Origin of the sequence: Vreelandella titanicae, assembly GCF_014697095.1 — a bacterium.
Lineage (GTDB): Bacteria > Pseudomonadota > Gammaproteobacteria > Pseudomonadales > Halomonadaceae > Vreelandella > Vreelandella titanicae.
In genome coordinates, this window is record NZ_CP059082.1 from 2,663,804 (window position 1) to 2,689,431 (window position 25,628).

Here is a 25,628-nt window from a genome sequence, read left to right on the forward strand (position 1 = left end):
GAGGGAAATGTCTGCTGATTTATACGGCAGTCTTTTGCTGATAAGGAGTTTCACCGATGAGCCAAGCATTATCCTACGCCGCATTTGCCAACGATAAGCCCTTAGCACCGTTTACTTTTGATCGTCGTCAGCCGCGCCCCGATGACGTAGCCATCGAAATTCTCTACTGTGGTGTCTGCCACAGCGATCTGCATTTTGCTCGCAATGACTGGGGCATGAGCCAGTATCCCGTCGTACCTGGCCATGAAATTGTCGGACGCGTGACCTCTGTGGGCGATAAAGTATCGCGTTTTAAAGCCGGTGACCTGGTGGGTGTCGGTTGCATGGTCGATTCATGCCGTACCTGTGCTGCCTGTAAAGATGGCGTAGAACAGTACTGCCTGGAAGGCTTCACCATGACCTACGGCAGCGAAGATCGTCAGGATGGCACCCTAACCCAGGGTGGCTACTCCGATTCCATCGTGGTGAGCGAGCACTTTGTGCTACAGATGCCTGATGGTATTGATCTGGCCTCAGCGGCGCCGATTCTATGCGCCGGTGTAACGACTTACTCACCGCTCAAGCATCACGGCGTGGGCAAAGGCCATAAAGTCGGTGTGATCGGTATGGGTGGCTTAGGCCACATGGGCGTTAAATTGGCCAAAGCGTTGGGCGCTGAAGTCACGGTGTTCACCCGTTCCGACGCCAAGGTTGAAGAAGCCAAGCGTAACGGTGCAGACCACGTGGTGGTTTCCAGCGACCAGGCACAAATGGATGCGGTGGCTGAAACCTTCGACTTCATGCTCGACACCGTACCTGTCCAACACGATCTAAACCCCTACCTAACGTCGTTGAAGTATGACGGTACCCATATCATTGTCGGCTTGTTAGAGCCCATTGAGCCTGCTATTGAAGCGTTCAATTTGGTCTTTAAGCGTCGTGTGGTTGCCGGTTCACTAATTGGTGGCATTGCGGAGACTGAAGAGCTGCTCAAGCTGTGCGCCGATCAGGGCATTACCTGTGATATCGAGATGCTCGATATCAATAACATTAACGAAGGTTTTGAGCGCATGGAAAAAGGCGATGTGCGCTATCGTTTCGTGATTGATATGGCCACGCTAAAAAACAGTGCAGCCTAAATAACGGATTGTCTAGCTGCCTATCTATCCACTCAGGTAGGTAGCTGGAGCAAAACAAAACGGCCCGAGTCCTGCAGAGGACTCGGGCCGTTTTTCTAGCTAGCCACTTTAGCGCCTGAGGCGTTTCAACTTCGTGGTTGGCGTGTGACTCTTGCTGCCACCACGCCGGGCAAGAGCATCAAGCCTGCTAACAGCCAAGCTGGCCAGCTACCCAAGCGGGTGAAAGGCGTTAGACCCTCCATGGCGTAAAACTCACCGGTGAGCGTGGTTGTCTCAAACTGCGGCGCGCGTTCAACAATGCGCCCACTGGAATCGATAATAGCGGTAATGCCATTGCTGGTGGCGCGGATCACATAGCGTCCATTCTCTAGCGCGCGTAGGCGTGCCATCTGCAGATGCTGGTGGGGGCCAATTGAGGCGCCAAACCAGGTGTCGTTAGACACCGTCATGATGACACCGCTGTCTTGGGCTCGGCGGGCGACTAGCTGTGGGTAGATGATCTCATAGCAAATAGCGTTACCAATATGAATCCCGGCGGCCTGCATCGGTGTTTGCTCATGCTCACCTTTGGTAAAGGTCGACATGGGCAGGTCAAAAAAATCAATCGCCCCGCGGAGTACACTCTCCAGCGGCAGGTACTCACCAAAAGGCACCAGGTGTTCTTTCTGGTAGCTGCCCTCTACGTCGCCGACGCCAATCACGCTATTGAAGTAACGCTCCTGCTCGTCGCGCTGAACGATGCCGGTGAGCAGAGCGACGTCGGGCGGTAGGTTCGCTTGCACCCGCTCCAGCACCGGGCGAGCCTGGGTCTCCATCATTGGCAGGGCGGTTTCTGGCCAGATGATCAGGTCAACCTCATCGGCGACTTCGCGGGTGAGGTTGCTATAGGTATTCGCCGCCGTGCGCTGCCCTTCGGGCGTCCACTTCAGCAACTGCGGCAGGTTGCCCTGTAGCAGTGCCACGCGCGTGGGCTCGTCCACAGGCGTGGTCCACTGATGGGGGAGTGCCAAGGGAATTAGCCAAATAGCCGCCAGTGGCGCAAGTGTCCACCACTGACGGCGCAGCAGTAGTTCAGCGCCAAGCGCACCGCTAAGTGCGACCAGCAGCGAGAGCAGGTAGACGCCGCCAACGGGTGCCCAGGCAGCCAGCGGCGAGTCGACGTAGCCAGAGCCCAGCAACAGCCAGGGAAAGCCGGTAAACAAGTAGGTGCGTAGCACCTCGCCCAGTACCCAGGCGCCAGCAAAGCTGATAAACGCAAGCCGGGCGGAGGTGAAGCGCCGGTAGAGCCAGAAAGTGCCGGCAAAAAACAGCGCCAGAATCGTCACAAACAGCGCTGTTAGGAAAACAGCTAGCGGTACACCGGTGTAGCCATAGTCGTGGATAGAGACATACACCCAAGAGGTGCCGCTGGCGAACAGTGCCACACCGTATAACCAGCCCTTCAGGGCCGCCTGGGCGGGGGTTAAAGTGTGCAGGCCCACATAGAGTAAGCCAATGGCCACCGGGCCAAGCCACCAAAGCTCAAAAGGGGAAGCCGTTAGGGTGGTGAAACCGCCCGCCACCAGGGCGGCAAGCAGCTGTAACAAAAACGCGGGGGGTAAACCCATAGCGATAACCTATCTACGGTAAAGTGCGAGGGAGTGGAGAGAAAACAGCGCGACAACAAGCGCCTAGGCTGGCTTGTTCTCCTGGTCATCATCCTCTTCGTCATCGCGGCGGGTGTCGCGATAGGCTTCGAGTAGACGGATGCGTCGGGTGTCGGCATTGAGAATCACAAACCGCCAGCCGCCCAGAATGGTGTGTTCACCGCGCCGCGGTAGATGGCCAAACTGCTGCATTACCAGGCCGCCAACGGTATCGAACTCATCGTCAGAGAACTCGGTGTCAAAGCGTTCGTTGAAATCTTCGATGGGGGTCAGTGCGCGAATGGCGTAGCGGCCATTCTCTATTTCGCGGATATCGTCCTCTTCATCGGTATCGTGCTCATCTTCGATGTCGCCAACGATCTGCTCAAGAATATCTTCGATGGTGATAATGCCCGCGGTGCCGCCGTATTCATCCACCACCACTGCCATGTGATTGTGGGTATCCCGAAACTCTTTGAGTAGGCTGTTTAGCCGTTTTGATTCAGGGATAAACATCGCGGGGCGCAAAATGTCATCTAACTTGAACGCATCACGCTGGGCCTGTGTCTGGGAGAGCAGGGGGAGTAAATCTTTTACCAGCAGAATGCCTTTTACATCGTCCAGATTTTCGCCAATCACCGGGTAGCGGGAGTGGCCGGTTTCCTGAATCAGTGGTAGGTAGCCGTCGCTGGTTTGATCCAGAGCGATGGCTGAGACCTGGGAGCGAGGTATTAGCACTTCACGAACCTGCTGATCGCTGATATCAAGCGCCCCTTCGATGATCATAATGGCGTCTTGATCCAGCTTTAATTTCCCTGCGGTATGGCGTAAAAACGTCATCAGCTCATCGCGTGAGCTGGGTTCGTCATTGTCTCCGGAAAGGGCGCCAAAGAGTTTCTCGAGCCAGGATTTTTGATTGGGGTTGCTCGATCGGTCTTCGCTCATGCGTCAATTCTCTCGTTTGCGGGCAGACAGTTGCTATCTCGTTGACGACATCGTTATATAAACCATGTCGTCAGGTAGCTGTTTTATCACTGAAACGGGGGATAGTACCAGATTAGTTGTTACGTGATTTAACGCACTCACCGCTAAATAATAAAGAGGTAAGGGGCTAAGCGTGTTCCCTATTGAGCGGGGGGGCTGTCAGCATACGGATCAGGAATGCTTAGCTCGGCTAACAGCTCGCGCTCAAACTGCTCCATTTCCTCGGCCTCGTGATCATCAATATGATCGTAGCCCATTAAATGCAAGATGCCATGCACGACCATATGGGCGTAGTGGTGCTCGATCGACTTGTTTTGCTCGTTGGCTTCTTTGGCCACCACGGCATGGCAAATCACCAGGTCGCCGAGTAACGGTAAATCCACACCCGGCGGGCTCTCAAAAGGGAATGACAGCACGTTGGTGGTTTTGTCTTTGCCGCGGTAATCACGGTTGAGCGTTTGGCTTTCAAGCTCATCCACAAAGCGAATAGTCACTTCAAGACGCTGATCGTCAGGGTGGTGGGCAAACACACAGCCCACCCATTGGGTGAGCTGTGGCAGGCTGGGTAGCAGTGGTTCGTCAATCGCCGCCTGACGATCAACGATGACTTCAATGGCCTCGCTCATCGCGAACTATCCCATGCGTCTTCGCGTGCCTGCATACGTGCGTCACGCTCTTGCTGGCGTGCCTCGCGGCGAGCACGCTCTTCCACTTCCTGCTGGGATTCGAACATATCGTAGGCTTCGATAATGCGCTGTACCAGCGGGTGGCGTACCACATCCTTGGCGGCAAAGTGGGTGACGCCGATGCCTTGAGTGTCTTTCAACACGTCGAGCACCTGAATCAGCCCTGAACGCTGGCCTTTGGGGAGATCGACCTGGGTCACGTCGCCGGTAATCACGGCGGTGGAGCCAAAGCCAATCCGGGTCAGGAACATTTTCATCTGCTCCGGGGTGGTGTTCTGGCTCTCATCCAGAATGATGTAGGAGTTATTGAGTGTGCGGCCACGCATATAGGCCAGCGGGGCAATCTCAATCACCTGACGCTCAATCAGTTTTGCCACCTGCTCGAAGCCAATCATTTCATACAGGGCATCGTAAAGGGGCCGCAGGTAGGGATCGATTTTCTGGGCCAGGTCGCCGGGCAAGAAGCCAAGTTTTTCACCCGCTTCCACCGCCGGGCGCACGAGCAGGATGCGGCGTACTTCCTGTTGGTTGAGTGCCTCAACCGCGGCGGCAACAGCGAGGTAGGTTTTACCGGTACCCGCAGGGCCAATGCCGAAATTGATATCGTGTTCGCGGATACTGGATACGTAGCGCTGCTGGTTGAGCCCGCGCGGTTTGATCATGGTGCGTGGGGTGCGCATGATCACTTCATCGCTGCTGCCGACGCCGTCAGCTTCCTCTTCCAGCGCTTCAAGCCCAGACTCTTGCAGGAACAGGTGCACAGTGTCGGCCTCAAGTTCGCTCGCCGCTGTTTCGCGATAGAGGTGTTCCAACACGTTCGCCGCTGCTTTGATGCGGTTGGCTGGGCCCGCCAGTTGGAACACATTGCCCCGGTTGCGCAGCGTCACATCTAGGCGGCTTTCAATCAGCTTCAAATGCTCGTCCTGCTGGCCGCAAAGGCTAGCAAGGCGCTGCGGATCATTGGGTTCAAGGCTTAAGGTGATGATGCGATTGGCCTGAGGTGTTGGCTGGCTCAAGAGTGGGAAACCCCTCGTTAGTGTGTGTATCGTTCAGCTTACTGCCCCGCCAGAAGCGGGGCAATGATCTATGCTAACTGAAAGGTACTTTATACAGTACGGTGCCGAGAGCAGGTTTCCGCGAGGGCGCTGTGAACCCTTCCTTGGGCGCTACTTTTGCCATCCCTGGCAAAAGACCCTCGCTACAACCTGTTCTCGCACTCGTTATCGGGCATTTATAAATGCGTTAAACAATCAATAGCGCTCAGGTGAGGCAAGCTCACCGCGTAGCGAATTGGGAAATGCCTCGGTGATCTCTACATCGACAAAGTAGCCGATTAGTTCGGTGGGGTTGGCAGCGCGGAAGTTAACCACTCGGTTATTCTCGGTACGCCCTGAGAGCTGGCCGGGGTCGCGGGGCGAAAAGCCGTTAACCAGTACACGCTGTGTGCTGCCGACCATGCGGCGGCTAATTTGCGCGGTTTGCTGAATGATCCGCTCCTGCAGAATCGCCAGACGCTGCTTTTTGACACTCTCCGGTGTTTCATCCGGCAGGCCAGAAGCAGGTGTGCCGGGGCGTGCGGAGTAAACGAAGCTGAACGAATGATCGAAGCCGATTTGATGAATTAAATTCATCGTCGCTTCAAAATCTTCTTCTGTTTCGCCGGGGAAGCCGATGATGAAGTCAGAAGAGAAGCTGATGTCCGGGCGATTGGCGCGGATGCGCTCCATCTTTTCAATGTATTCGGCCGCCGTATGCCCGCGCTTCATGGCAGTAAGAATACGGTCTGAACCCGACTGTACCGGCAGGTGAAGGTGGCTCACCAGCTCAGGGATATCGGCAAAGGCGTCAACTAGGCTGTCGGTAAACTCCACCGGGTGTGAGGTGGTAAAGCGGATGCGGTCAATGCCCTCAACCGCCGCAACGCAGGCAATCAGTTCGGCCAGGTCGATTTCATCGCCAAGCTGGTTTTCACCGCGGTAGGCATTGACGTTCTGGCCCAACAGGTTGATCTCGCGCACGCCCTGGTCGGAAAGGTGAATGACTTCATCCATTACCGCCTCAAAGGGGCGCGAGACTTCTTCACCGCGGGTGTAGGGCACCACGCAGAAGGTGCAGTACTTTGAGCAACCTTCCATGATCGACACAAACGCCGTTGCGCCATCAGAAGAGGGCTTGGGCAGGTGGTCGAATTTTTCGATCTCTGGAAAGGTGACATCTACCGCCGCAATCTGATTATTGCCACGGGCATCCAGCATTGAGGGTACGCGGTGCAGGGTTTGCGGCCCGAACACCATGTCCACGTGAGGCGCGCGCTTGCGAATGGCTTCGCCTTCCTGGCTTGCCACGCAGCCGCCCACGCCAATCACCAGGTTGGGATTGGCGTCTTTAAGTTTTTTCCAGCGTCCCAGCTGATGAAAAACTTTTTCCTGCGCTTTTTCGCGAATCGAGCAGGTGTTTAACAGAATGACATCGGCTTCACGCTCATTATCAGTGAGTTCGAGCTGGTGAGATTCGCCGAGTAGATCCGCCATGCGGGAGGAGTCGTACTCGTTCATTTGGCAGCCGTGCGTTTTGATGAAGAGCTTCTTCGCCATCGGTACCTGTCATCTATGAGTCGTCGGGGGACGAGGATGAATGGAGTGTCGTCGTGCGGTCGGCAGTGATGGTGCCCGAACCGCTATCGTTAGTTGGCGCATTATACGGATACAAGAAACCAGCGGCTAGCGTTCATCCATAATCGATACTTGACCCTCACGATTCTATGGGTATACTACGCACCGTGTTTGAGCAGTTCCTCGATAGCTCAGTTGGTAGAGCAAATGACTGTTAATCATTGGGTCGCAGGTTCGAGTCCTGCTCGAGGAGCCAATCAATTGCTGGAAGTTATTAGCAATTTTGGTTTCGCTTTAAACACGATAGTGTTTGAAAAGACAGCGCTTATGAAAAAATAGCTTAAGATGTTCCTCGATAGCTCAGTTGGTAGAGCAAATGACTGTTAATCATTGGGTCGCAGGTTCGAGTCCTGCTCGAGGAGCCAAGTTATCACATCAGTACTTCACAGGTACTGCGCATTAGCTAGCTGTTTAAGATATGCCGATACGGGGATATCTTCATATAACAGGTAGTGCACTGTTCCTCGATAGCTCAGTTGGTAGAGCAAATGACTGTTAATCATTGGGTCGCAGGTTCGAGTCCTGCTCGAGGAGCCATTTAATTTCCCCTGTTAGTTTAAGTCTCACTGTTTCTTTAATACCCGCTGCTTAATGGCATCTGGGTGTTTTTCTGTGCCTGAATGCCGCGCATTCGCGCGGTGCTTACTGCTAACGGTTCTTGTGGCGTAAACTACACATAGTCAATCAGTCTGGGAAGTTTATGGTGGGCAATGTGAATACACCGCAAGCCTTGCAGGTGTTTAAATGTTTAAGCGATGAGACGCGTTTGATGCTGGTACTGCTGGTGGCTCAAGAGCAGGAGCTTTGCGTGTGCGAAATGACTTATGCGCTGCAGGAGTCCCAGCCTAAAGTATCGCGTCATTTGGCTCAGCTGCGTCAGTGTGGGTTGCTGAGTGATCAGCGTGAGGGGCAGTGGGTCTATTACCGGCTTGCCCCCCAGTTACCTGCCTGGGCTCATGAGGTGATTCGCGCGGGTGGCCAGGGCAGTGCCGCCCAGTTAGCTGCGCTGACTCGGCGCTTAACCAAAATGGGTGACCGGCCAGCCCGCCTGGCGGCGCTCTGTTGAAACCAGGGTTAAAGCCAAAACGTTAAAACCAAAACGCCGCCCCTTGCTAAGGGGCGGCGTTTGCTTCTTTAACTCGGCTTGCTTAGCGCTTAGCGGCTAGCCGCTGAGTGTCTTGCAGGCGGGCGTAGTCGAGCAGGATTTCAGCCGATTCGAGCACATAGGCGCGATCAACAGCCAGTGCGTCATCTTCGTCGCTTTCCCCTTCACTGTCTTGGGTTGCCTCTGCGTCCTCAATTCCTTCTGTGACGCTTTCGGTGGCATCCGTACGAGCATCCATCCACTCATCCAGCTCTTCCAGGCCCAGTGCACGACGGCGTTGGTTTTCCAGCGAAAGCTGTTCGGCTTCCTGGGCTTCCATTTCACGCTGACGCTGCTCACGATTTAAGCTCACGCTGGTGTGCTGCTCGCGTAACTGGCGGGCCAGCGTGGACTGGCGCTCTAAATAGCGGAAGTTGGCGTTGTCCTCAGCGCGTGCGTCGTGCTGGGCTATCAGCTTGTCTAGCATGGTTTCAGGTTCGCCATAGCGGCGATACTGGACATTCTGAACGGTGTCCCAGGCCAAGGCATTATCCAAACTGCTTTCACCAATACGCTCGGGATCAATCAAACTGGGGAAGTCGATATCCGGCTCAACGCCGCGATTCTGGGTGCTGTCGCCGGAAATGCGGTAGAACTTGGCGCGAGTCAGTTTGATCTGACCATGGCTCAGCTCGTTGAGCGTCTGCACGGTGCCTTTGCCAAACGTCGGCGTGCCCAGTACTAAGCCGCGACCATAATCCTGAATCGCACCGGCAAAGATTTCCGAGGCAGAGGCGGAGAGGCGATTCACCAGCACCCCTAGCGGGCCGTCATAAAGTGTCCCTGCTTCGCTGTCGCCATACAGTTGAATGCGCCCCTGGGCATCGCGCACTTGTACGGTGGGGCCGCGGTCGATAAACAGGCCAATAAGCGAGTTGGCTTCCTGGAGCGCACCGCCGCCGTTGTTGCGTAGGTCAAGCACGATACCTTCCACGCCCTCTTCTTTAAGGCGTTCGACTTCTTTGGCAACATCGCGAGTAGTGCTGCGATACTCCTCTTCACCCGCTTGCCAGGCGTCAAAATCGACGTAGAACGTCGGGATGTTAATCACCCCTAAGCGGTGAGGTTCTCCATCACGCTCGACTTCAATCACTTCGCCATGGGCGGCTTGGTCTTCAAGGCTAACGGTGTCACGGGTAATCTCAACGGTTTGCGAGCGGGTCATATCCACCGCTTGGGCAGGTACCACGTCCAAGCGAACAACGGAGCCTTTGGGGCCACGAATCAGATCCACCACGTTGTCCAGGCGCATGCCGACCACATTGACCATCTCACCCTCTTCCTGGCCTACGGCGATGATGCGATCCGCTGGCTCAAGTACGCCGGCGCGCTCCGCTGGGCCGCCGGGCACAAGGCTGGAAACTTTGACATATTCACCATCGGACTGAAGTAGGGCGCCAATGCCCTCAAGGGAGAGGCTCATCTGAATATCGAAGGATTCGCCCTGGCGAGGGGAGAGGTAGCCAGTATGTGGGTCGATACTGCTAGTAACGGCTGCCATCAGTACGCCAAATACATCTTCAGACTCGGTTTGCTCCAGCCGCGTTAGTTGGCCTTCATAGCGCTGGCGCAGGTTGTCTTCAATCTGTTCGCTATCCTGATCGGTCAGGGCGAGCGTTAAGGCGTCGTTTTTAAGCCGCTTGCGCCATAGCTCGTCAAGCTCGCTTTGCCGGGATGCCCAGGGCGCCTCTTCACGATCAATTTCTAAACGCTCGTTGCTTTCAAAATCGAAATCAAGGCCTTCGTCCAGCTTTGCCAACAAAGACTCAAGGCGCGACCGTTGCCGATCACTAAAGGTGTTATAGAGATCAAACGCATCATCCAGCTCACCATTGAAAAGAGCGTCTGCCATGCCCGTCTCTAAGTGACGATAGGGCTCGATATCACTGCGCAGCAGGTAGGCGCGCTGGCCGTCCAGAATATCCAAATAGCGTTGGAAAGCATCCTGCGACCACGCTTCATCAAATGTAATATCAGCATAATGGCCGTAGCGGAGCGAGTCCGCAATTTCCACTGCCGCCTGGCGTTGTTCGTCGGTCGGCTCAAGTTGCGCCAAGGCGGCTGGGCTGGTAACAACCAGCATGACAGCCAGGGCGACCGAACGCGAAAGCGTTGCAAACAAGCTCATCAGTCAAGCTCTCCCGGATTTGTGTACACTCATTCTTCCCTAGACTCGCATATGACCCATGAGTTGCGTAGGTCGAAGGGGTATTGTAGCAGGTCGCCTGCGCGATGAGACTCAATCATTACTGTTATGAGGATTTCCATGTCCGAGACTTTCAACGCTGATCGTTTAACGCGGTTATGCGATTTTCTGCGCCAATCACCGACCCCGTGGCACGCTGCAGGCAATATGGCTGAGCGATTGGAGCAAGCTGGTTTTCAGCGGCTGGAAGAGAAGGCCAATTGGCAGCTAACCCCGGGCAAGCGCTACTATGTCACCCGTAATGATTCGGCGATTATTGCTTTTCAGTTGCCTGAGTCTGAAGTGACGGCGCTGCGTATGATCGGTGCCCACACCGATAGCCCTGGGCTGCATCTAAAGCCTAACGCCACGCAGTGCTCTGCAGGCTGGCTACAGTTGGGAGTGCAGGTGTATGGCGGTGTTTTGTTGGCGCCGTGGTTTGACCGTGACCTGGGGCTGGCAGGGCGTGTGCATGTGCGCCATGCCGATGGTCGCTTGGAAAGCGTATTGCTTAATGTCGATCAGGCAATTGCCATGGTGCCGAGCCTGGCGATTCACCTGGATCGTGATGTCAACGCAGGACGGCCGATTAACCCGCAGACGCAAATGGCGCCAGTATTGATGCAGAGCGATACGGCTACGCTAGGCGAGCTAGTGGCGCAGTGGTTAGAAGAGCAGCACGGCCTGCGTGCAGTGGAAGTAGTGGACTTTGAATTAGGCTTTTACGATGTTCAGCCACCGTCCCTGGTCGGTGTTAAGCAAGAACTGGTGGCCAGCGCCCGGTTGGATAACTTGCTCTCCTGCTTCATCGGTTTAGAGGCACTCTTGGCTTGCGATGGCAGTCAAGGCGCTTTGTTGGTGGCCAACGATCACGAGGAAGTCGGCAGTGCCAGTGCCTGTGGTGCCCAAGGCCCATTCTTGGCGGATGTGCTAAAGCGCATTAATGGCCAGGTGGGCAAGGGAGACGACGAGTCGCTGATTCAACTGATTCAGTCGTCGCTGATGATTTCTTGCGATAATGCCCACGCACTGCATCCTAACTTTCGCGACAAGCACGATGAGCGCCATGGTCCAGCGATTAATGGTGGCCCGGTCATCAAGGTGAACTCCAGCCAGCGTTACGCCACCAATAGTGTCACTGGTGCGCTGTTTCGCGATGTCTGTCGTGAGGCTGACGTACCCGTGCAGTCGTTTGTTACCCGGGCGGATATGGGCTGTGGCAGTACGATTGGCCCGATTACCGCCACCGAGCTGGGTGTGCCCACTATTGATGTGGGGGTGCCTCAATGGGCGATGCATTCGATTCGGGAAACCGCGGGTACTAAAGATGTCGAGTATCTAACCCGCGCCCTAACGCTATTTCTAAACCGTCCTGCGTTAAGCTAGTCCAAGTAAATAGCTGAGTTTTGCTTAGCAATAACAGCTTTGCAACACAAAAAAAGCCCGCTAAATAAAATTAGCGGGCTTTTAATATGCTTGGTGGCTACGCCCTGATTTGAACAGGGGACCCCATCATTATGAGTGATGTGCTCTAACCAGCTGAGCTACGTAGCCTTTCAACGGGGGCGAATGATACTGATAACCCCGCCTTCAGTCAATGTTTTATTGCTGGTCGTATGGGTGTTGCCGCTTACACATTAAAGCGGAAGTGCACCACATCGCCATCTTTGACAATGTACTCTTTGCCTTCCAGGCGCCATTTTCCGGCGTCTTTGGCTGCCTGCTCGCCGCCTAACGATACGAAGTCCTCATAGGCAACTACTTCTGCACGGATAAAGCCTTTCTGGAAGTCGGTGTGAATCACGCCAGCGGCTTCGGGGGCTGTTGCGCCTTCTTTCACTGTCCAGGCGCGCACTTCTTTAACACCGGCAGTGAAGTAGGTTTGCAGACCCAGCAGTGAGTAGCCCGCGCGAATGACACGATCAAGGCCTGGTTCATCCATGCCCATCTCACTTAAGAACATCGAGCGCTCTTCATCATCCAGCTCGGCAATTTCGGCTTCCAGCTGATTGCAAACAGGCACCACAAGCGCGCCTTCTTCAGCGGCGATTTCGTTAACAATATCCAGGTAAGGATTGTTCTCAAAACCATCTTCATTGACGTTAGCGATGTACATAGTTGGCTTCAGAGTCAAAAAGCCGAAGCTCTTCACCTGGCGCTGCTCTTCCTCGCTTAAGCCAAAGCTGCGTAGCGGTAAGCCTTCCGCAACGTGGGGCTGAATACGATCAAGAATCGCCTTAGTGGCAATGGCCTCTTTATCACCGCCTTTCACCGAACGAACCAGACGCTGGCTGGCTTTTTCGACAGTATCCAGGTCGGCCAGCGCCAGCTCTAAATTGATCGTTTCGATATCGGCGCGCGGGTCGACCTGGTTGGCTACGTGGATAACGTTGTCGTTGTCGAAGCAGCGCACCACATGGGCAATTGCCTGGGTTTCACGAATGTTAGCCAGAAACTTGTTGCCTAAGCCCTCACCTTTGGAGGCCCCGGCGACCAAGCCAGCAATGTCGACGAACTCCATGGTGGTCGGCAGTGTTTTTTGTGGCTTGACGATCTCGGCAAGCTTATCAAGGCGCGGATCCGGCATCGGCACGATACCCACGTTCGGCTCAATGGTACAGAAGGGGAAGTTTTCTGCATCGATGCCTGACTTGGTCAGTGCATTGAATAGTGTGGACTTGCCGACGTTAGGCAGGCCGACGATGCCGCAATTGAAACCCATAAAATGTTCCTGAGAATAAGGTGGTAGGGCGTAAAAGTAATCGCCATTCTACGAGATGCGCTAGCCGTCAGCTACCGGCGTAACTGAACAGCTTTTGGCGGCGTCTATGCTGGCTTGAGGCTGTGCAGCTGGTTCATGGCTTTGGCCCAGTCTCCCGCGAGCGCTAGCGGCAGGGTGGTGACACACTCGTCCATGGCGCGAACAATGGCCTCGTGTTCGGCCTTGCCGGGACGCCCCAGTACATAATTAGTGACTTGGCGTGCCTCGCCGGGGTGACCAATGCCAATTCGTACCCGGTGAAACTGCTTCTGGCCGCCTAGTGCGCTAATAATATCGCGCAGGCCATTGTGGCCTCCATGCCCGCCACCGGTTTTGTAGCGTGCTTGGCCGGGGGGGAGGTCGAGCTCGTCGTGGGCGACCAGTAGGTTTTCAGGGGCAAGTTTGAAAAACTGGCACAAGGCTGCCACCGCGGCGCCACTGCGATTCATAAAGGTGGCAGGGTTGAGCAGGTGCAGTTCATGGTCGCCTAGGCGTACCTTGGCGTAGTGGCCGAAAAATTTCTTTTCCGGTCGTAGCTCTGCATGGGCGCTCTGCGTAATAGCCTCTACCAGCCAGAAACCGGCGTTATGGCGCGTGGCTTCATATTCCGCTCCGGGGTTGCCTAATCCAATAATGGCTGTTACCTGGCTCATCTTCCCACCTCGCACAAAATATTCAGAAGACCAAAACTATCCAGAAGACTAAAACAATCCAGAAAACATGGTTGACGCCGCGCCAGCGACGGCCCTAAAAAAAATCAAGCGCCGAGGCGCTTGATTCTAACATCGTGTCAGCATCACAAGGGCCATGCAGGCATGGCCCCCATAAGATGCTTAACGGGATACTTACTCGGCGCTGCTGTCTTCTTCGCCTTCGCTTTCACCATCTTCATCTTCTGCATCAGCACGCACTTTTACTTTCGTGATGCTGAGTACTGCATTGTCGTGCTCTTCACCGTGGGACAGGTCAACTGAGGTGACGCCGGCCGGTAGGGTAAGGTCAGACAAGTGCAGTGTCGTGCCAAGCTCAACGGCAGCGATGTCGACTTCGATAAAGTCAGGCAGGTCTTTCGGCAAGCAGCTGATCGCCACTTCGTTGGCCAGTACGTGCAGTTCGCCGCCTTGGTCTTTGATACCGACACACTTCTCTTCGCCCGTCACGTGCAGTGGCACGTTGATGGTGATTTCGTGAGTCGCATCAACGCGCAGGAAGTCGGCGTGGGTCAGCAACGGCTTGAAAGGGTGACGCTGCAGGTCACGAACAACGACTTGCTCTTCTTTACCTTCGATCATCAGTTTGATGACGGAAGAGAAGAAAGACTCATCTTCAATCGCTTTGTAGAAAGCGGTTTTTTCAACAGCGATGGACTGCGCGCCTTTTTCGCCACCGTATACAACGGCCGGCACTTGCTGGTTCGCACGACGCAGGCGGCGGCTCGCACCTTTCCCCAGGTCGTTACGAACGCTGGCTTTCAGGATAAAATCAGACATGGAATTGCCTCTTAGTTTAAGTAAGGAAGACGCCGCCGACCGCGACCAGACGATGACGTTTCCGTGGCCCCAAAAGGGGGCTGTATCGTCAGCGGATTAGTGGAACATCGCGCTGACAGATTCTTCGTTGCTGACCCGGCGAATCGCTTCTGCGATCAGTCCAGCAACGCTCAACTGGCGAATTTTTCCGCTACGACGGGCAACGTCAGATAGCGGGATGGTGTCGGTCACCACCACTTCATCCAGTACGGAGTTGGTAATATTATCGACCGCAGGGCCGGACAGGATCGGGTGTGTCGCATAGGCCACCACGCGCTTGGCGCCGTGATCTTTTAACGCTTCACCGGCTTTACACAGCGTGCCAGCGGTGTCGATCATGTCGTCGACTACGACACAGGTGCGGCCCTCAATCTCGCCGATGATATGCATCACCTGGGCCTGGTTGGCCTGAGGGCGACGCTTATCGATAATGGCGAGATCGGCATTCAGCTGTTTGGCGATGGCACGGGCGCGAACAACGCCGCCCACGTCAGGGGAAACAACGACGAGGTCGCTGTAATTCTGACGTTCGATATCATCCAGCAGGATGGGCGAGCCGTAGACGTTGTCGACAGGAACATCAAAGAAGCCTTGGATCTGGTCAGCGTGTAGATCCATGGTCATCACACGGTCAACGCCCGCTTTAACCATCATATCCGCCACTACTTTAGCGGAAATCGGCACCCGTGCGGAGCGCACGCGGCGATCCTGGCGAGCATAGCCAAAGTAGGGAAGTACCGCCGTGATGCGAGTTGCCGAGGCGCGACGCAGTGCGTCGACCATCAGGATCAACTCCATTAGATTGTCGTTTGTCGGTGCACAGGTGGATTGTAGAATGAAGACATCCTTACCGCGCACGTTCTCATTGATCTCGACTGCGATTTCGCCGTCGCTGAATTGACCCACCGTAGCGTTACCCATACGGCTGTCTAAGCTCTCGGCAATTTTTTGAGCGAGTGCGGGATTGGCGTTCCCGGCGAAAACCATCAATTTTGACACGCGCAGCCACCTTTGCAGTGTTGGGGATCAGGGGTAAAAACGCAGGCCATTGTTGGGTTGGCTGGGGTACCAGGATTCGAACCTGGGAATGCCGCTACCAAAAAGCGGTGCCTTACCACTTGGCGATACCCCAGCAATAACCTAACGCGCTGACCGGGCGCTTTTAACTGCCCAGAGCGGGACTGTAAATAGCCCAGAGCGGGATTATAAACAGCCCAGAGCATCATGTAGGGGAGAGGTGTTGAGTCCGCGTGCTACCCATGCCGGCCAATGTTGTCCCGCTAATTGCGCGATTGCTTGTGCCGATTGCTGTGTATCGAAAGCAGCAAACAGACAAGCCCCCGTGCCGGTCAACCGACTAGGTGCGTGCTGTGCAAGCCAGTTCAGGGCTTCCGCAATTGGCGGATAGCGTTCCTTTACCACGGCCTCACAGTCATTGCGCCACTCCGGCGCTCCCCCCTGCAGTGCGCGCGCCATAGTAATGGGGCGGCTGTCACGTGTCAATTGCGGGTCTTGGAAGACGCCTGACGTAGACACACTAATACCCGGGTGAATAATCACAAACCAAGGGGTATCAAGCGTCACCGGGGTAAGCCGTTCGCCAACGCCTTCGCCCCAGGCGCTATGGCCATGGACGAATACCGGCACATCGGCCCCCAGCTGAAGCCCCAGACGAGCTAGTTCGACTAACGGTAGATTGAGCTGCCAGAGGTGGTTGAGCCCCACTAATGCGGTGGCTGCGTTGGAACTGCCACCCCCTAAACCGCCTCCCATCGGCAACTGCTTATCGATCGTAAGCGTAGCGCCTAGTGCCGTGCCGCTATGCTGTTGCAATAACCGTGCGGCGCGTACGATCAAATTGTCATCGTGGCTAACGCCGCTAACTTCACTGGTTAACTGAATTTTCCTGTCATCGCGGGGGGCCAGCGTAAGGTGGTCGCACAGGTCGATAAACTGAAATAGCGTTTGCAGTGCGTGGTAGCCGTCTTCACGACGGCCCACTATATGCAGCATGCGGTTAAGCTTGGCCGGCGCGGGAAGCGTTAATGGCGCGTTCATTGAAACGGTTACCTTTACTCTTCGCTAGCTTGCCACTGGTTGACGACCAGCGTAATACGCACATCATCGTAGTGCATGACCATGCGCCGTGGCAGCCATAAATCGTCGACTTTCTCCCAGTCGCGGTAGTCGATTTCCCAGCCGTCTTGGGCAAGATGGCTAGGAAAGCCCAGTTCGTCGGTTTCTAGCTGATAACTGCCGGTATTGTCATTATCAGGATCACCGGGCAGGCCGCGCACCCAGTTGGGCATAGCGGTGACGGGGAGTGACCAGCCCAACTGCTCTTCCATAAGCGCTTCTGGGGTTTCTGCCTCAAAGCGGCCGTCGCTATTGGAGAGGGAGAAACGTCCCTCGCGCCCCTCAAGCACGTTGCGTCCGCCGCCAAAGGGCCCGCTGATCAGCATACGGAAATAGTAGGGGGTTTGATTCCAGTCCAGGTTGGCGCTGACGTTCTCTTCTGAGGTGCGCAATCCTGCCTTGCCGACCAGCGTCCAGGTATCGAATGCTTCTACATCGGCCTGCTGGCGTTCCCACTGACCTGCCTGGCGGCCACTTTCATCCATGGGAGCCTGGGAGGCACAGCCGGCGAGCAAGAGAAGCGCGAAGCCGGCAAGCCAGAGGCGCGAAGTTTGACGTGTCAATGGCCAGCGGGGCGAGGGGGACGTCAGTGTCAACATAAACAGGCTCCATGTCAGGTGGTTATAGCGCAAGGGTAACATGATGGGGGCGCTTAAAATGGGGTTCGCAGGGTTAGGGTGTCTCTGGCGGCGTTAGTTCAGGACTTATTTAAGGACTGAGCTCAGGGCTTAGCTCAGGATAACGCTCGAGTAGCCCGTCGATCAGTGGGTGTTGGTTCGTCCGCTGCATGATTTGCTGAATCAACTGGCGCGCTTCTTCATCACGCCCCAGTGCATTTAGCACTTCGGCCAGATGCGCAGCGACCTCCTGGTCAGGTAGCTGCATATAGGCGCTTTCAAGCCAGGGCAGCGCTTCTTCAGGTTCGCCAAGGCGGAAGTAGACCCAGCCCATGCTATCGAGCACGGCAGGGTTGTCCGGATCAGCCTCGTAGGCACGCTCAATCAGTTCAAATGCCTCTTGCAAGCGCCCTGGCAAGTTAAGATCGGCCAGTGTGTAGCCCAGCGCATTGAGCGCTTCGGCATTGTCTGGGTCGGTGCGCAGTATCTGACGTAAATCCTGCTCCATACCCGCGATGTCGCCTGCTTCCCAGCGCCGCATGGCACGCATATAAAGCAGCGATGCGTCATCAGGTGTACGGCTAATTTCGCGGTCTAATAGCGCATCAGCATCCGCAGGCTGATTTATTTCGTCCAGCAACTGCACTTCGAGCATCACCAATTCAGTAAAGTAATTATCAAAGCGCATCCGTTCAATGCGTAGGAAGGCGCGAGCATCCAGCAGGCGATCTTCCTCAATCAGCATTTGCGCGGCCGCCGCGCGAGCGGGCAAAAATTCACTGCCCTCGCTGACTTGGCGATAATAGAGCAGCGCATTATCGATATCGCCTTGCTCTTGGGTGATGGCGCCAAGTAGGTAATAGGCTAAATCTGGCACGTTAGGTTGTCCAATCAGCGGCTGCAGCAAGCGTTGCGCGGGTTCGGGGTGCCCCTCTTCCAGATAAAGCTGGGCTAGCGATAAGCGCAGATCTTCATTGCCTGCATGGCTCTCTAGCAGAGCGTTGGTTTGCACTTCAGCCGCGCTAATATTGTTAAGGCGGATTTCTGCTTGAGCCAGTAGCAGGATAAACCGCACATCGTCAGGGGCGAGTTCAAGGCCCTGTTGGGCAGCGCGTTGAGCGGCCGGGTAATCCTCAACCTCCAATGCCAAGCGAGCTTTCACCAACCATAACGCAGCAGATTCGGGGTCGAGCAACTCGACTTGATCAAGCCGCCTCTGGGCAAGCGTTGTATCACCCAGGGCGGCCTCAATCAGTGCCGTGCCCAGTAGTACATCGCTGTGATGGGGCAGTTGGTCAGCGTTTGGGCGGGCTAAATGCTCACGCAGCTGCTGGGCGATCAACGTTAATGGTGCCTCTTCAGCCACCGCGATCTCTGCAAAGGCGGTGATATCGCCATGGCCGCCAGCTTCAACAATCGCAATGCGCTGCTCAAGGCTGTCGAGCCAATCACCACGCTGCAGTGAAAAGGCCGCCAGCAGACGATTGGGTGCTTCTGCCTGGGGGGCAAGCTCTCGCCAGTGCAGTGCCGAGGCTTCGACTAATGAAGCTTCATCGCCAAAGCGGGCCGCGAAGGTGGCACGCTCGGCAAGCGCTGGCTCGCGATAGCGCTTAGCCGCTTCCAGGTAGCCCTGGCTCGCGTAGCGATAGTCACCACGCTGGCCAGCAAGCTCCGCGCCCAGCAGCGTACTGAGCCCTGCGGCATCCAGCCCGCGGGTTATTGGCGGCGCATTGCGCATTGGGTCATCGGCCCAGGTGCCGAGGTGGCTATCCTGAGGGCTGGGCGTAGATTGGCAGGCGCTCAGCAGCAGAGCAGCAGAAGCGGCCAAAGGTAATCGCATCGAATGCCGGAACATAGCGCTCACTAGTGAGAAGCCCGAACAGGTAGAGCCCTTTAAACCAGAGCCCGATAAAGAAAAGCGAGGTCGCATGCGTCTCTCGATTAAGTGGCCAGATGCCCAGCATAGCGGCTTGCCTGCCTGCGGCAAAGTGGTGTGGGCCAGATGATAGCCTGCTGTGATAGAATGTTCCTCCTTGAAAAAGTGGTCAGCAAACTTTATGCCTACTTATTAAAGACCATTGTAGGCAGCTTACAGATATTTGTAGGCAGCGCCGAACCACGCTAAAGACTTGTTTTAGCAAGCCCTAATTGACGGTGCAGCCGCTTATCATCACGACGGCTGCCAAAAAGTCCGACACACTAGCGAAGACGCATAACGCATGACGCTTCTTGCCCTGGGAATAAATCATCGTACCGCCAGCGTGGCCGTGCGTGAGCAGGTGGCTTTTACGCCAACGCAGCTTGAAACCGCATTGGCTGAATTGCGTAACCTGCCACAAATCAGTGAAGCGGCGGTGCTCTCTACCTGCAACCGCACGGAGCTTTACTGTGTCACGGATGCGGCTGGCGAGCAGGCAGTACTCAATTGGCTCGGACGCTTTCATAACTTACGCGTCGATGAGCTGATGCGCTGTGCCTACCACTATCTAGACAACGATGCAGCGCGCCATTTAATGCGCGTAGCGGTTGGCCTGGATTCCATGGTGCTGGGCGAGCCGCAGATTCTGGGGCAGTTGAAGGATGCCTATCAGCAGGCGCGCCAATCCAAGGGCTTGGGTGGCGAGCTTGAACGCTTATTCCAGCACACCTTCGCGGTGGCCAAGCAGGTGCGCACCGAAACCGGCATCGGTAAAAACCCCGTTTCAGTGGCTTACGCTGCCGTCAGCATGGCCAGCCGCATTTTCGATGACTTTAGCCGTTCTCGGGCGCTGCTCATCGGCGCTGGTGAAACTATTGAATTAGTTGCGCGCCATCTAAATGAGGCGGGTGTCCGAGAGCTTACGGTTGCTAACCGCACCCGAGAACGCGCTGAGTTGGTCGCCGGCCCTCTGGGAGGAACGGCGATTACCCTGCAAGAGATTCCTAACGCTCTCGAGAACGCCGATATTGTGATCTCTTCCACCGCGTCCCCGCTGCCTATACTTGGTAAAGGCATGGTTGAGCGCGCGCTCAAAAAACGCCGCCATCGGCCGGTATTTATGGTTGATATCGCGGTGCCTCGGGATATTGAGCCCGAAGTGGGTGAATTAGCGGATGTGTTTCTTTACACCGTGGATGACTTGGAAGAGGTTATCCAGGAAAATCGCCGTCATCGCCAGGTTGCCGCTGACCAAGCCGAGTCGCTGATCGAACACGGGGTGGGTAGTTGGCAGCATGAGCGGCGTATTCGTAATGGTGGTGAACTGATCCGCGACTACCGCCAGCATGGTGAAGCGCTGCGCGATCTTTCCCGCGACCAAGCGTTGGAGCGGCTGGCACGAGGTGAAGATCCGGCTAAAGTCATTGAGCGCTTGGCGCATCAATTGACTAACCGTTTGCTCCACCAGCCCACCCAGGCCATACGCGATGCAGCGTCTGAAGAGCACCACGATTTACTCAACGCCGCTCCGCGCCTGCTGTTGCCCACTAAGCCTGCCTTTGAGACTACACCAGCGCCCCCGGTTAACCGCCAGAAGGATGATACGCCCGCATGAAAGAGACTCTGCGCCAACGCTTAGACAGCTTTACCGAACGCTTTGAAGAGCTGGCGATGCTGCTGTCGGATCCCGACGTGATCAATAACCAGCAACGCTTTCGCGATTATTCGCGTGAGTATGCTGAGTTAGAGGAGCTGGTGGCGGCCTGGCAGCGCTATCGTGATATTGAAACCAATATGCACGAAGCCGAGCAGCTTAGCCGCGATAGCGACGCGGACATGCGCGAGTTGGCGGAGATGGAGCTAAGCGAAGGGCGGGAGCGGTTAGCCGAGCTGGATATCGAGCTGAAGCGCCTGCTGGTGCCTAAAGACCCTGATGATGGCCGTGGGGTGTTTCTGGAAGTACGTGCTGGTACCGGCGGCGACGAAGCGGCAATTTTTGCCGGTGACCTGTTTCGCATGTACTCCCGCTACGCTGAAAAACGTGGTTGGCGGGTCGAGGTGGTGAGCGCCAGTCACGGCGAGCAGGGCGGCTACAAAGAGATCATTTCCCGCGTCAAAGGCGATGGTGTTTACGCCCAGCTGAAATTTGAATCCGGCGCCCACCGCGTACAGCGCGTCCCCGCGACTGAATCCCAGGGCCGCATTCACACCTCTGCTTGCACCGTCGCAGTGATGCCTGAAGTCGATGACGTGGGCGATATCGATATCAACCCTTCGGATCTGCGTGTGGATACCTACCGCTCCAGCGGCGCCGGTGGTCAGCACGTTAACACCACGGACTCTGCGATCCGCATTACTCACCTACCCACCGGCGTGGTGGTGGAGTGCCAGGAAGAGCGCAGCCAGCATAAAAACCGTGCCAAGGCGATGTCGCTACTGGCCGCGAAGTTGAAGCGTAACGCCGTCGATAGCCAGCGTCAGACGCAAGCGGATGCACGCCGTTCGCTAGTGGGGTCGGGGGATCGCAGTGAACGCATCCGCACCTATAACTTCCCCCAGGGACGGATTACCGACCACCGTATTAATCTGACCCTCTATAAACTCAATGAAGTGGTCAGCGGCGAGCAGTTGGATGATGTAATTAGCCCGTTGATTCACGAGTATCAAGCGGAACAGCTCTCAGCCCTTCAGGATGTCTAATGACCCTTGATGCGCTGATGAAACAGGCTGCCCAACGTTTGCAGGCGGCGGGTTCCAGCTCGCCGCGTATCGACGCTGAAGTGCTGTTATGCCACGTGCTCGGGCGTGATCGCACTTGGCTCTACACCTGGGGGGATAAAATATGCCCCTTATGGGAGCAGGCCCGTTTCGATGCGCTCATCGCTGCACGTGCCCAGGGCACTCCGGTTGCCTACCTTACCGGGGAACGCGAATTTTGGGGGCTGCGCTTAGCCACCTCACCTGATACGTTGATACCCAGGCCTGATACTGAAACCCTGGTTGAGCTTGCCCTAAAGCGGGCGACGCTCCCCTCAGGCCGGCTGCTCGATCTTGGCACGGGAACGGGTGCCATTGCCCTGGCATTTGCCAGCGAACAACCTCACTGGCAGGTAGTGGGGGTGGATCTGCGCTTTGAGGCGGTCGCGTTGGCAAACCGTAACGCGCGCTCGTTAGGCATATCCAATGCTAGGTTTTTACAGAGTGATTGGTTTGCTGCTTTGGAAACGTGTGCGGATGCAGATAAGCAGTTCGATATTATCGTCAGTAATCCCCCGTATATTGCCGCCGATGATCCTCATCTAGCCGAAGGCGATGTGCGTTTTGAGCCACGCTCAGCGCTGGTTGCTAACGCCTGCGGCATGGCGGATTTGCTGCATTTGGTAAACTCCGCGCAGCGCTATCTAACGGCTTCTGGTTGGTTGCTGCTAGAGCACGGCTATAAACAGGCCGAAATGGTGCGCGAGGCGCTTGAGCGCGCTGGCTATAAAAACGTTGAAAGTGCTCGTGACCTGGGGGGGCATGAACGGGTTACCCTGGGGCACCTTTAATAACTGCCTGATTCATCAGTATTGGATCCTGCCATGAAACCAAAAAATAGAACGCTGGACCGTATCGACCTTAAAATCCTGCGCTGCTTGCAGGAAAATGCGCGTATTTCTTACGTCGATTTAGCTTCGGAAGTGGGTTTATCCACAACCCCTTGCCTTGAACGCGTTAAGCGTTTGGAGAAAGCGGGTATTATTCGTGGTTACCAAGCCATTCTTGATCCGCGGGCTTTGAAGGCCAATTTATTAGTTTTTGTCGAGATCAGCTTAGAAACGCAGTCGCCAGCGGTCTTTGATGAGTTTCGCCGTGCTGTGGAGAAGTTACCGCAGATTCAGGAGTGCCACCTTGTCTCGGGTCAGTTCGACTACATCTTGAAGTGCCGCATTCCCGAAATGGCCGCTTACCGCCAGCTATTGGGCGATGTGGTGTTAACGCTACCGGGTGTGAAAGAGTCGAAAAGCTACGTGGTGATGGAAGAGGTCAAAGAGAGCTTCAATTTACACCTTCCTGCCTTTGAGGAATTTGAGGATAAGTAAGCCGATGATGGATGACCAGGCGCTGCTGCGCTATAGCCGTCAGATCATGCTGCCCGAGGTGGATTTCGAGGGCCAAGAGCGCCTGCAATCTGCCCATGCAGTGATTATTGGGGCCGGCGGTTTGGGCTCTCCGGCAGCGCTCTATTTAGCTGCTGCTGGGGTCGGGCGCATCACCATTGCCGATGCCGATCATGTTGAACTTTCCAATCTTCAACGGCAAATTGCCCATCAGCAGTCCAGTATTGGTTTAAATAAAGCGCACTCTGCCCAGGCCAGCATGTGCGCACTCAATCCCCACTGCCAAGTGGTTGCGTTAGACCAACATGTTGAGGGCGAATCGCTTGAGCGGTTAGTCGCTTCGGCGGATGTGGTGCTCGACTGTACCGACCGTTTCTCAAGCCGCTATGCGGTGAATGCGGCGTCCCAAAAAGCAGGTGTGCCGCTGGTATCGGGTGCGGCAATTCGCTTTTCAGGTCAGTTGGCAGTCTTTGACCCACGCAATGCCGAGTGTCCCTGCTACGCCTGCCTCTATCCGCCCGACGAAAGTGGCGATGAAGCGCTAAGCTGCTCAGAAAGTGGCGTCATGGCGCCACTGGTGGGCTTGATCGGCTGCTTTCAGGCGGTTGAAGCCTTTAAGCTGCTTAGTGGCGCAGGTTCTGCCCACCAAGGCCTCTCTACCTTTGATGGTTTAAGCGGCCAATGGCGGCACTTTCTAGTGCCTCGCGATCCCGCTTGCCCTGTGTGCGCTCAGCGCCTCTGATGTGCTGAAAGCGACTTAATCGTTAGCTTTTGCTTCTGTTGTGTCATGCTCTGCGGCGTTCGCACTCGTGGTTGAATGCTTTTCAACGGTTGCTTTTGGCGAGGTTTTAGTCATGCTGCCGATAGCGTCGCTAAAGGCACTTTTCAGCACATCGTTGTCGGGGTTCATATCGATACTGCCGTGGAAAACGCTGCCATCTTCAAGTACCAGGCAGGGGGCAACAATAGTGCCTGAAACCTGGGCTCCCTTATGAATGGTTGCGCGGTGGTGTGCCACCAGGTTTCCGGTTACCTCGCCTGATATATGCAGTGTGTGAGCAAATACATCGCCGTTGATATAGCCATTGGCACCTAGCGTCACGGTGTGTTGTTTACAGGTGATAATGCCGCTTACGCGTCCCTCTACTGTCAAATCCTCATCGCTATTAATGTCTCCCTCCACTTGCGTATGACCCCCAATAACGGAGAGGCTTGGTCGTGCACTGCTGGTTGGCGTGCCTAGTGTTGCTGATGAGCGTGTATCAGGTGGCGTTAGCGCCGCAGCCTTATTCTCAGGTGGGGCATTCTTGGCTTTGTTAAACATAGGGTGGCTCCTAGTGAATGACGCCAGAGCGCCTTTGGGGTGCGTGGTATTGAGCATTGAATACCTTAATCGGCTTGTTACTGTCTCAAAGCCTGGAGTTAAGCCAAGTGAGTGGGCTTATTCACGCCGCCGCAATATAAAAGAGCGAGTATAACGTTAGCTGGGGCAACCACATCTAAAGCGGCAGGAAGCGGTATGGGCATTCAAGTATGGTTTATTGTGCTGGGCGTTGGCGTAATGACGCTGATCGTATGGGATGGCAAGCGCCGTAAGCTAAAACAGCGCGCTTTAAGCGCCGCAGGGAGACCACACAAAGCGCCTGCAGTGGATTCCGCTTCCATCTCAGAACACCCCTTTGAAGCAATGTCGCCACCTGAAGAAGCCTCCGCTGTGACGTCTCCCGCCATCCAGTGCATGCCAGGTGGCAGCCGAATTGGGTCAGCCACTCATATTTTAGGCAAAGTGATCGCCGATGAGCCTGTGCTCATTAAGGGCCGTTTGGAGGGGACTCTTATTGCGCCTAATCATCCTGTCTCTGTGACTGCCTCTGGCCGCGTCGCATCGTATCTTGAAGGCAACAGTGTCGATATTGACGGAAAAATGGTCGGTACGCTTAAAGCCAACACTAAAGCCACACTGCTGTCTCGGGCGCGTATTCAGGGGATAGTCGAGGCGCCTAGCCTAGAGTGCATGGCGGGAGCTTGGCTCCAGGTGGATGTGGCTAAGAAGGCCAACCTACACAAAATTGCCATGGTGTCTTAACCGCTAGCTGCTACATCTGTCACGCTATTTATTATACCAACGTCTAGATTCGCTCTGCAGTGCTTCA

The 25,628-nt window shown here is 55.5% G+C and carries 23 protein-coding genes and 5 tRNA genes; 12 read left to right on the forward strand and 16 right to left on the reverse strand.

Annotated elements, in window-relative coordinates:
• The first annotated feature begins 56 nt into the window (after positions 1 to 56).
• Positions 57 to 1,118, forward strand: a complete 1,062-nt coding sequence (locus HZS52_RS12210) for an NAD(P)-dependent alcohol dehydrogenase (RefSeq protein WP_138801116.1) — start codon at positions 57 to 59, stop codon at positions 1,116 to 1,118.
• Between the two features lie 125 nt (positions 1,119 to 1,243).
• Here the strand turns inward: HZS52_RS12210 and lnt are convergent, their stop codons facing one another.
• From lnt to miaB, 5 genes are all read right to left on the reverse strand, one after another.
• Positions 1,244 to 2,725, reverse strand: a complete 1,482-nt coding sequence (lnt, locus tag HZS52_RS12215; protein ID WP_190372848.1) for an apolipoprotein N-acyltransferase — start codon at positions 2,723 to 2,725, stop codon at positions 1,244 to 1,246.
• Between the two features lie 63 nt (positions 2,726 to 2,788).
• Positions 2,789 to 3,688 (reverse strand): HlyC/CorC family transporter, encoded by a 900-nt coding sequence (locus HZS52_RS12220; protein ID WP_009288231.1) that lies wholly within the window; start codon positions 3,686 to 3,688, stop codon positions 2,789 to 2,791.
• Positions 3,689 to 3,867: 179 nt separating this feature from the next.
• Entirely contained in the window at positions 3,868 to 4,353 is a 486-nt protein-coding gene (gene ybeY, locus HZS52_RS12225) for an rRNA maturation RNase YbeY (RefSeq protein ID WP_009288232.1), read from the reverse strand.
• Positions 4,350 to 5,429, reverse strand: a complete 1,080-nt coding sequence (locus HZS52_RS12230) for a PhoH family protein (RefSeq protein WP_009288233.1) — start codon at positions 5,427 to 5,429, stop codon at positions 4,350 to 4,352. Before HZS52_RS12230 ends, ybeY begins: the two co-directional genes overlap by 4 nt.
• 234 nt (positions 5,430 to 5,663) lie before the next feature.
• Positions 5,664 to 7,007, reverse strand: a complete 1,344-nt coding sequence (gene miaB, locus HZS52_RS12235) for a tRNA (N6-isopentenyl adenosine(37)-C2)-methylthiotransferase MiaB (RefSeq protein WP_009288234.1) — start codon at positions 7,005 to 7,007, stop codon at positions 5,664 to 5,666.
• 198 nt (positions 7,008 to 7,205) lie between these two features.
• On the opposite strand from miaB, the gene HZS52_RS12240 reads away from it, so the two are divergent.
• The 4 genes from HZS52_RS12240 (at position 7,206) to HZS52_RS12255 (ending at position 8,151) form a co-directional block, all read left to right on the forward strand.
• A tRNA-Asn gene (locus HZS52_RS12240) sits at positions 7,206 to 7,281 on the forward strand.
• A 93-nt stretch (positions 7,282 to 7,374) separates the two neighbouring features.
• Positions 7,375 to 7,450: transfer RNA gene (locus tag HZS52_RS12245), tRNA-Asn, on the forward strand.
• 96 nt (positions 7,451 to 7,546) lie between these two features.
• Positions 7,547 to 7,622, forward strand: a tRNA-Asn gene (locus tag HZS52_RS12250).
• 163 nt (positions 7,623 to 7,785) lie between these two features.
• Positions 7,786 to 8,151 carry a metalloregulator ArsR/SmtB family transcription factor gene (locus tag HZS52_RS12255; RefSeq protein ID WP_190372849.1) on the forward strand — a complete coding sequence of 122 codons (366 nt, stop codon included), beginning with the start codon at positions 7,786 to 7,788 and terminating at the stop codon, positions 8,149 to 8,151.
• 82 nt (positions 8,152 to 8,233) lie between these two features.
• Here the strand turns inward: HZS52_RS12255 and HZS52_RS12260 are convergent, their stop codons facing one another.
• A complete protein-coding gene (locus HZS52_RS12260) occupies positions 8,234 to 10,357 on the reverse strand; it encodes a carboxy terminal-processing peptidase (protein WP_009287564.1) in 2,124 nt (707 codons plus the stop codon).
• Positions 10,358 to 10,495: 138 nt separating this feature from the next.
• Between HZS52_RS12260 and HZS52_RS12265 the strand changes: the two genes are divergently transcribed.
• The gene (locus HZS52_RS12265; protein WP_027960051.1) at positions 10,496 to 11,800 is read left to right on the forward strand and encodes a M18 family aminopeptidase; all 1,305 of its coding nucleotides are present in this window, start codon (positions 10,496 to 10,498) and stop codon (positions 11,798 to 11,800) included.
• A gap of 91 nt (positions 11,801 to 11,891) precedes the next feature.
• Here HZS52_RS12265 and HZS52_RS12270 read toward each other — a convergent pair.
• From HZS52_RS12270 to HZS52_RS12310, 9 genes are all read right to left on the reverse strand, one after another.
• A tRNA-Met gene (locus tag HZS52_RS12270) sits at positions 11,892 to 11,968 on the reverse strand.
• A gap of 76 nt (positions 11,969 to 12,044) precedes the next feature.
• Positions 12,045 to 13,136, reverse strand: coding sequence for a redox-regulated ATPase YchF (gene ychF / locus HZS52_RS12275; RefSeq protein WP_009287566.1), 1,092 nt, complete (start codon positions 13,134 to 13,136; stop codon positions 12,045 to 12,047).
• Between the two features lie 104 nt (positions 13,137 to 13,240).
• Entirely contained in the window at positions 13,241 to 13,828 is a 588-nt protein-coding gene (gene pth, locus HZS52_RS12280; RefSeq protein ID WP_190372850.1) for an aminoacyl-tRNA hydrolase, read from the reverse strand.
• A 192-nt stretch (positions 13,829 to 14,020) separates the two neighbouring features.
• A complete protein-coding gene (locus HZS52_RS12285; protein ID WP_009287568.1) occupies positions 14,021 to 14,665 on the reverse strand; it encodes a 50S ribosomal protein L25/general stress protein Ctc in 645 nt (214 codons plus the stop codon).
• Positions 14,666 to 14,761: 96 nt separating this feature from the next.
• Positions 14,762 to 15,703 carry a ribose-phosphate pyrophosphokinase gene (locus HZS52_RS12290; RefSeq protein WP_009287569.1) on the reverse strand — a complete coding sequence of 314 codons (942 nt, stop codon included), beginning with the start codon at positions 15,701 to 15,703 and terminating at the stop codon, positions 14,762 to 14,764.
• Between the two features lie 58 nt (positions 15,704 to 15,761).
• Positions 15,762 to 15,836, reverse strand: a tRNA-Gln gene (locus tag HZS52_RS12295).
• 71 nt (positions 15,837 to 15,907) lie between these two features.
• Positions 15,908 to 16,762, reverse strand: a complete 855-nt coding sequence (gene ispE, locus HZS52_RS12300; protein WP_190372851.1) for a 4-(cytidine 5'-diphospho)-2-C-methyl-D-erythritol kinase — start codon at positions 16,760 to 16,762, stop codon at positions 15,908 to 15,910.
• A gap of 14 nt (positions 16,763 to 16,776) precedes the next feature.
• Entirely contained in the window at positions 16,777 to 17,439 is a 663-nt protein-coding gene (gene lolB, locus HZS52_RS12305) for a lipoprotein insertase outer membrane protein LolB (RefSeq protein ID WP_190372852.1), read from the reverse strand.
• 109 nt (positions 17,440 to 17,548) lie between these two features.
• Positions 17,549 to 19,387: a tetratricopeptide repeat protein gene (locus HZS52_RS12310; RefSeq protein ID WP_190372853.1), complete on the reverse strand. Its 1,839-nt coding sequence runs from the start codon at positions 19,385 to 19,387 to the stop codon at positions 17,549 to 17,551.
• 289 nt (positions 19,388 to 19,676) lie between these two features.
• On the opposite strand from HZS52_RS12310, the gene hemA reads away from it, so the two are divergent.
• From hemA to HZS52_RS12335, 5 genes are read left to right on the forward strand one after another with little or no spacing between them, the layout of a single operon-like run.
• On the forward strand, positions 19,677 to 20,990 hold the full coding sequence (gene hemA, locus HZS52_RS12315; protein ID WP_190372854.1) for a glutamyl-tRNA reductase: 1,314 nt from the start codon (positions 19,677 to 19,679) through the stop codon (positions 20,988 to 20,990).
• Positions 20,987 to 22,075, forward strand: a complete 1,089-nt coding sequence (gene prfA / locus HZS52_RS12320) for a peptide chain release factor 1 (RefSeq protein WP_009287574.1) — start codon at positions 20,987 to 20,989, stop codon at positions 22,073 to 22,075. The genes hemA and prfA overlap by 4 nt, the downstream gene beginning before the upstream one ends.
• Positions 22,075 to 22,923: a peptide chain release factor N(5)-glutamine methyltransferase gene (gene prmC, locus HZS52_RS12325; RefSeq protein ID WP_190372855.1), complete on the forward strand. Its 849-nt coding sequence runs from the start codon at positions 22,075 to 22,077 to the stop codon at positions 22,921 to 22,923. The genes prfA and prmC overlap by 1 nt, the downstream gene beginning before the upstream one ends.
• A 33-nt stretch (positions 22,924 to 22,956) precedes the next feature.
• On the forward strand, positions 22,957 to 23,457 hold the full coding sequence (locus tag HZS52_RS12330) for an Lrp/AsnC ligand binding domain-containing protein (RefSeq protein WP_190372856.1): 501 nt from the start codon (positions 22,957 to 22,959) through the stop codon (positions 23,455 to 23,457).
• 4 nt (positions 23,458 to 23,461) lie between these two features.
• Complete coding sequence (locus tag HZS52_RS12335; RefSeq protein WP_039859611.1) at positions 23,462 to 24,217, forward strand: HesA/MoeB/ThiF family protein; 756 nt, start codon at positions 23,462 to 23,464, stop codon at positions 24,215 to 24,217.
• 15 nt (positions 24,218 to 24,232) lie between these two features.
• Here the strand turns inward: HZS52_RS12335 and HZS52_RS12340 are convergent, their stop codons facing one another.
• Entirely contained in the window at positions 24,233 to 24,799 is a 567-nt protein-coding gene (locus HZS52_RS12340) for a bactofilin family protein (RefSeq protein WP_035538778.1), read from the reverse strand.
• A 195-nt stretch (positions 24,800 to 24,994) separates the two neighbouring features.
• Here HZS52_RS12340 and HZS52_RS12345 point away from each other — a divergent pair, with 195 nt between their 5' ends.
• Positions 24,995 to 25,561 (forward strand): bactofilin family protein, encoded by a 567-nt coding sequence (locus HZS52_RS12345; protein WP_223827915.1) that lies wholly within the window; start codon positions 24,995 to 24,997, stop codon positions 25,559 to 25,561.
• Positions 25,562 to 25,628 lie beyond the last annotated feature (67 nt).

What these genes read in the sequence shown, in the direction of transcription:
- HZS52_RS12330 (WP_190372856.1), top strand. Translation starts at nt 22,957, where the DNA reads ATGAAACCAAAAAATAGAACGCTGGACCGTATCGACCTTAAAATCCTG.
- lnt (WP_190372848.1), bottom strand. Translation starts at nt 2,725, where the DNA reads ATGGGTTTACCCCCCGCGTTTTTGTTACAGCTGCTTGCCGCCCTGGTG.
- prfA (WP_009287574.1), top strand. Translation starts at nt 20,987, where the DNA reads ATGAAAGAGACTCTGCGCCAACGCTTAGACAGCTTTACCGAACGCTTT.
- HZS52_RS12260 (WP_009287564.1), bottom strand. Translation starts at nt 10,357, where the DNA reads ATGAGCTTGTTTGCAACGCTTTCGCGTTCGGTCGCCCTGGCTGTCATG.
- hemA (WP_190372854.1), top strand. Translation starts at nt 19,677, where the DNA reads ATGACGCTTCTTGCCCTGGGAATAAATCATCGTACCGCCAGCGTGGCC.
- prmC (WP_190372855.1), top strand. Translation starts at nt 22,075, where the DNA reads ATGACCCTTGATGCGCTGATGAAACAGGCTGCCCAACGTTTGCAGGCG.
- HZS52_RS12265 (WP_027960051.1), top strand. Translation starts at nt 10,496, where the DNA reads ATGTCCGAGACTTTCAACGCTGATCGTTTAACGCGGTTATGCGATTTT.
- miaB (WP_009288234.1), bottom strand. Translation starts at nt 7,007, where the DNA reads ATGGCGAAGAAGCTCTTCATCAAAACGCACGGCTGCCAAATGAACGAG.
- HZS52_RS12220 (WP_009288231.1), bottom strand. Translation starts at nt 3,688, where the DNA reads ATGAGCGAAGACCGATCGAGCAACCCCAATCAAAAATCCTGGCTCGAG.
- HZS52_RS12345 (WP_223827915.1), top strand. Translation starts at nt 24,995, where the DNA reads ATGGGCATTCAAGTATGGTTTATTGTGCTGGGCGTTGGCGTAATGACG.
- HZS52_RS12210 (WP_138801116.1), top strand. Translation starts at nt 57, where the DNA reads ATGAGCCAAGCATTATCCTACGCCGCATTTGCCAACGATAAGCCCTTA.
- HZS52_RS12310 (WP_190372853.1), bottom strand. Translation starts at nt 19,387, where the DNA reads ATGCGACCTCGCTTTTCTTTATCGGGCTCTGGTTTAAAGGGCTCTACC.
- HZS52_RS12335 (WP_039859611.1), top strand. Translation starts at nt 23,462, where the DNA reads ATGATGGATGACCAGGCGCTGCTGCGCTATAGCCGTCAGATCATGCTG.
- ispE (WP_190372851.1), bottom strand. Translation starts at nt 16,762, where the DNA reads ATGAACGCGCCATTAACGCTTCCCGCGCCGGCCAAGCTTAACCGCATG.
- HZS52_RS12285 (WP_009287568.1), bottom strand. Translation starts at nt 14,665, where the DNA reads ATGTCTGATTTTATCCTGAAAGCCAGCGTTCGTAACGACCTGGGGAAA.
- HZS52_RS12255 (WP_190372849.1), top strand. Translation starts at nt 7,786, where the DNA reads ATGGTGGGCAATGTGAATACACCGCAAGCCTTGCAGGTGTTTAAATGT.
- pth (WP_190372850.1), bottom strand. Translation starts at nt 13,828, where the DNA reads ATGAGCCAGGTAACAGCCATTATTGGATTAGGCAACCCCGGAGCGGAA.
- ychF (WP_009287566.1), bottom strand. Translation starts at nt 13,136, where the DNA reads ATGGGTTTCAATTGCGGCATCGTCGGCCTGCCTAACGTCGGCAAGTCC.
- lolB (WP_190372852.1), bottom strand. Translation starts at nt 17,439, where the DNA reads ATGTTGACACTGACGTCCCCCTCGCCCCGCTGGCCATTGACACGTCAA.
- HZS52_RS12340 (WP_035538778.1), bottom strand. Translation starts at nt 24,799, where the DNA reads ATGTTTAACAAAGCCAAGAATGCCCCACCTGAGAATAAGGCTGCGGCG.
- ybeY (WP_009288232.1), bottom strand. Translation starts at nt 4,353, where the DNA reads ATGAGCGAGGCCATTGAAGTCATCGTTGATCGTCAGGCGGCGATTGAC.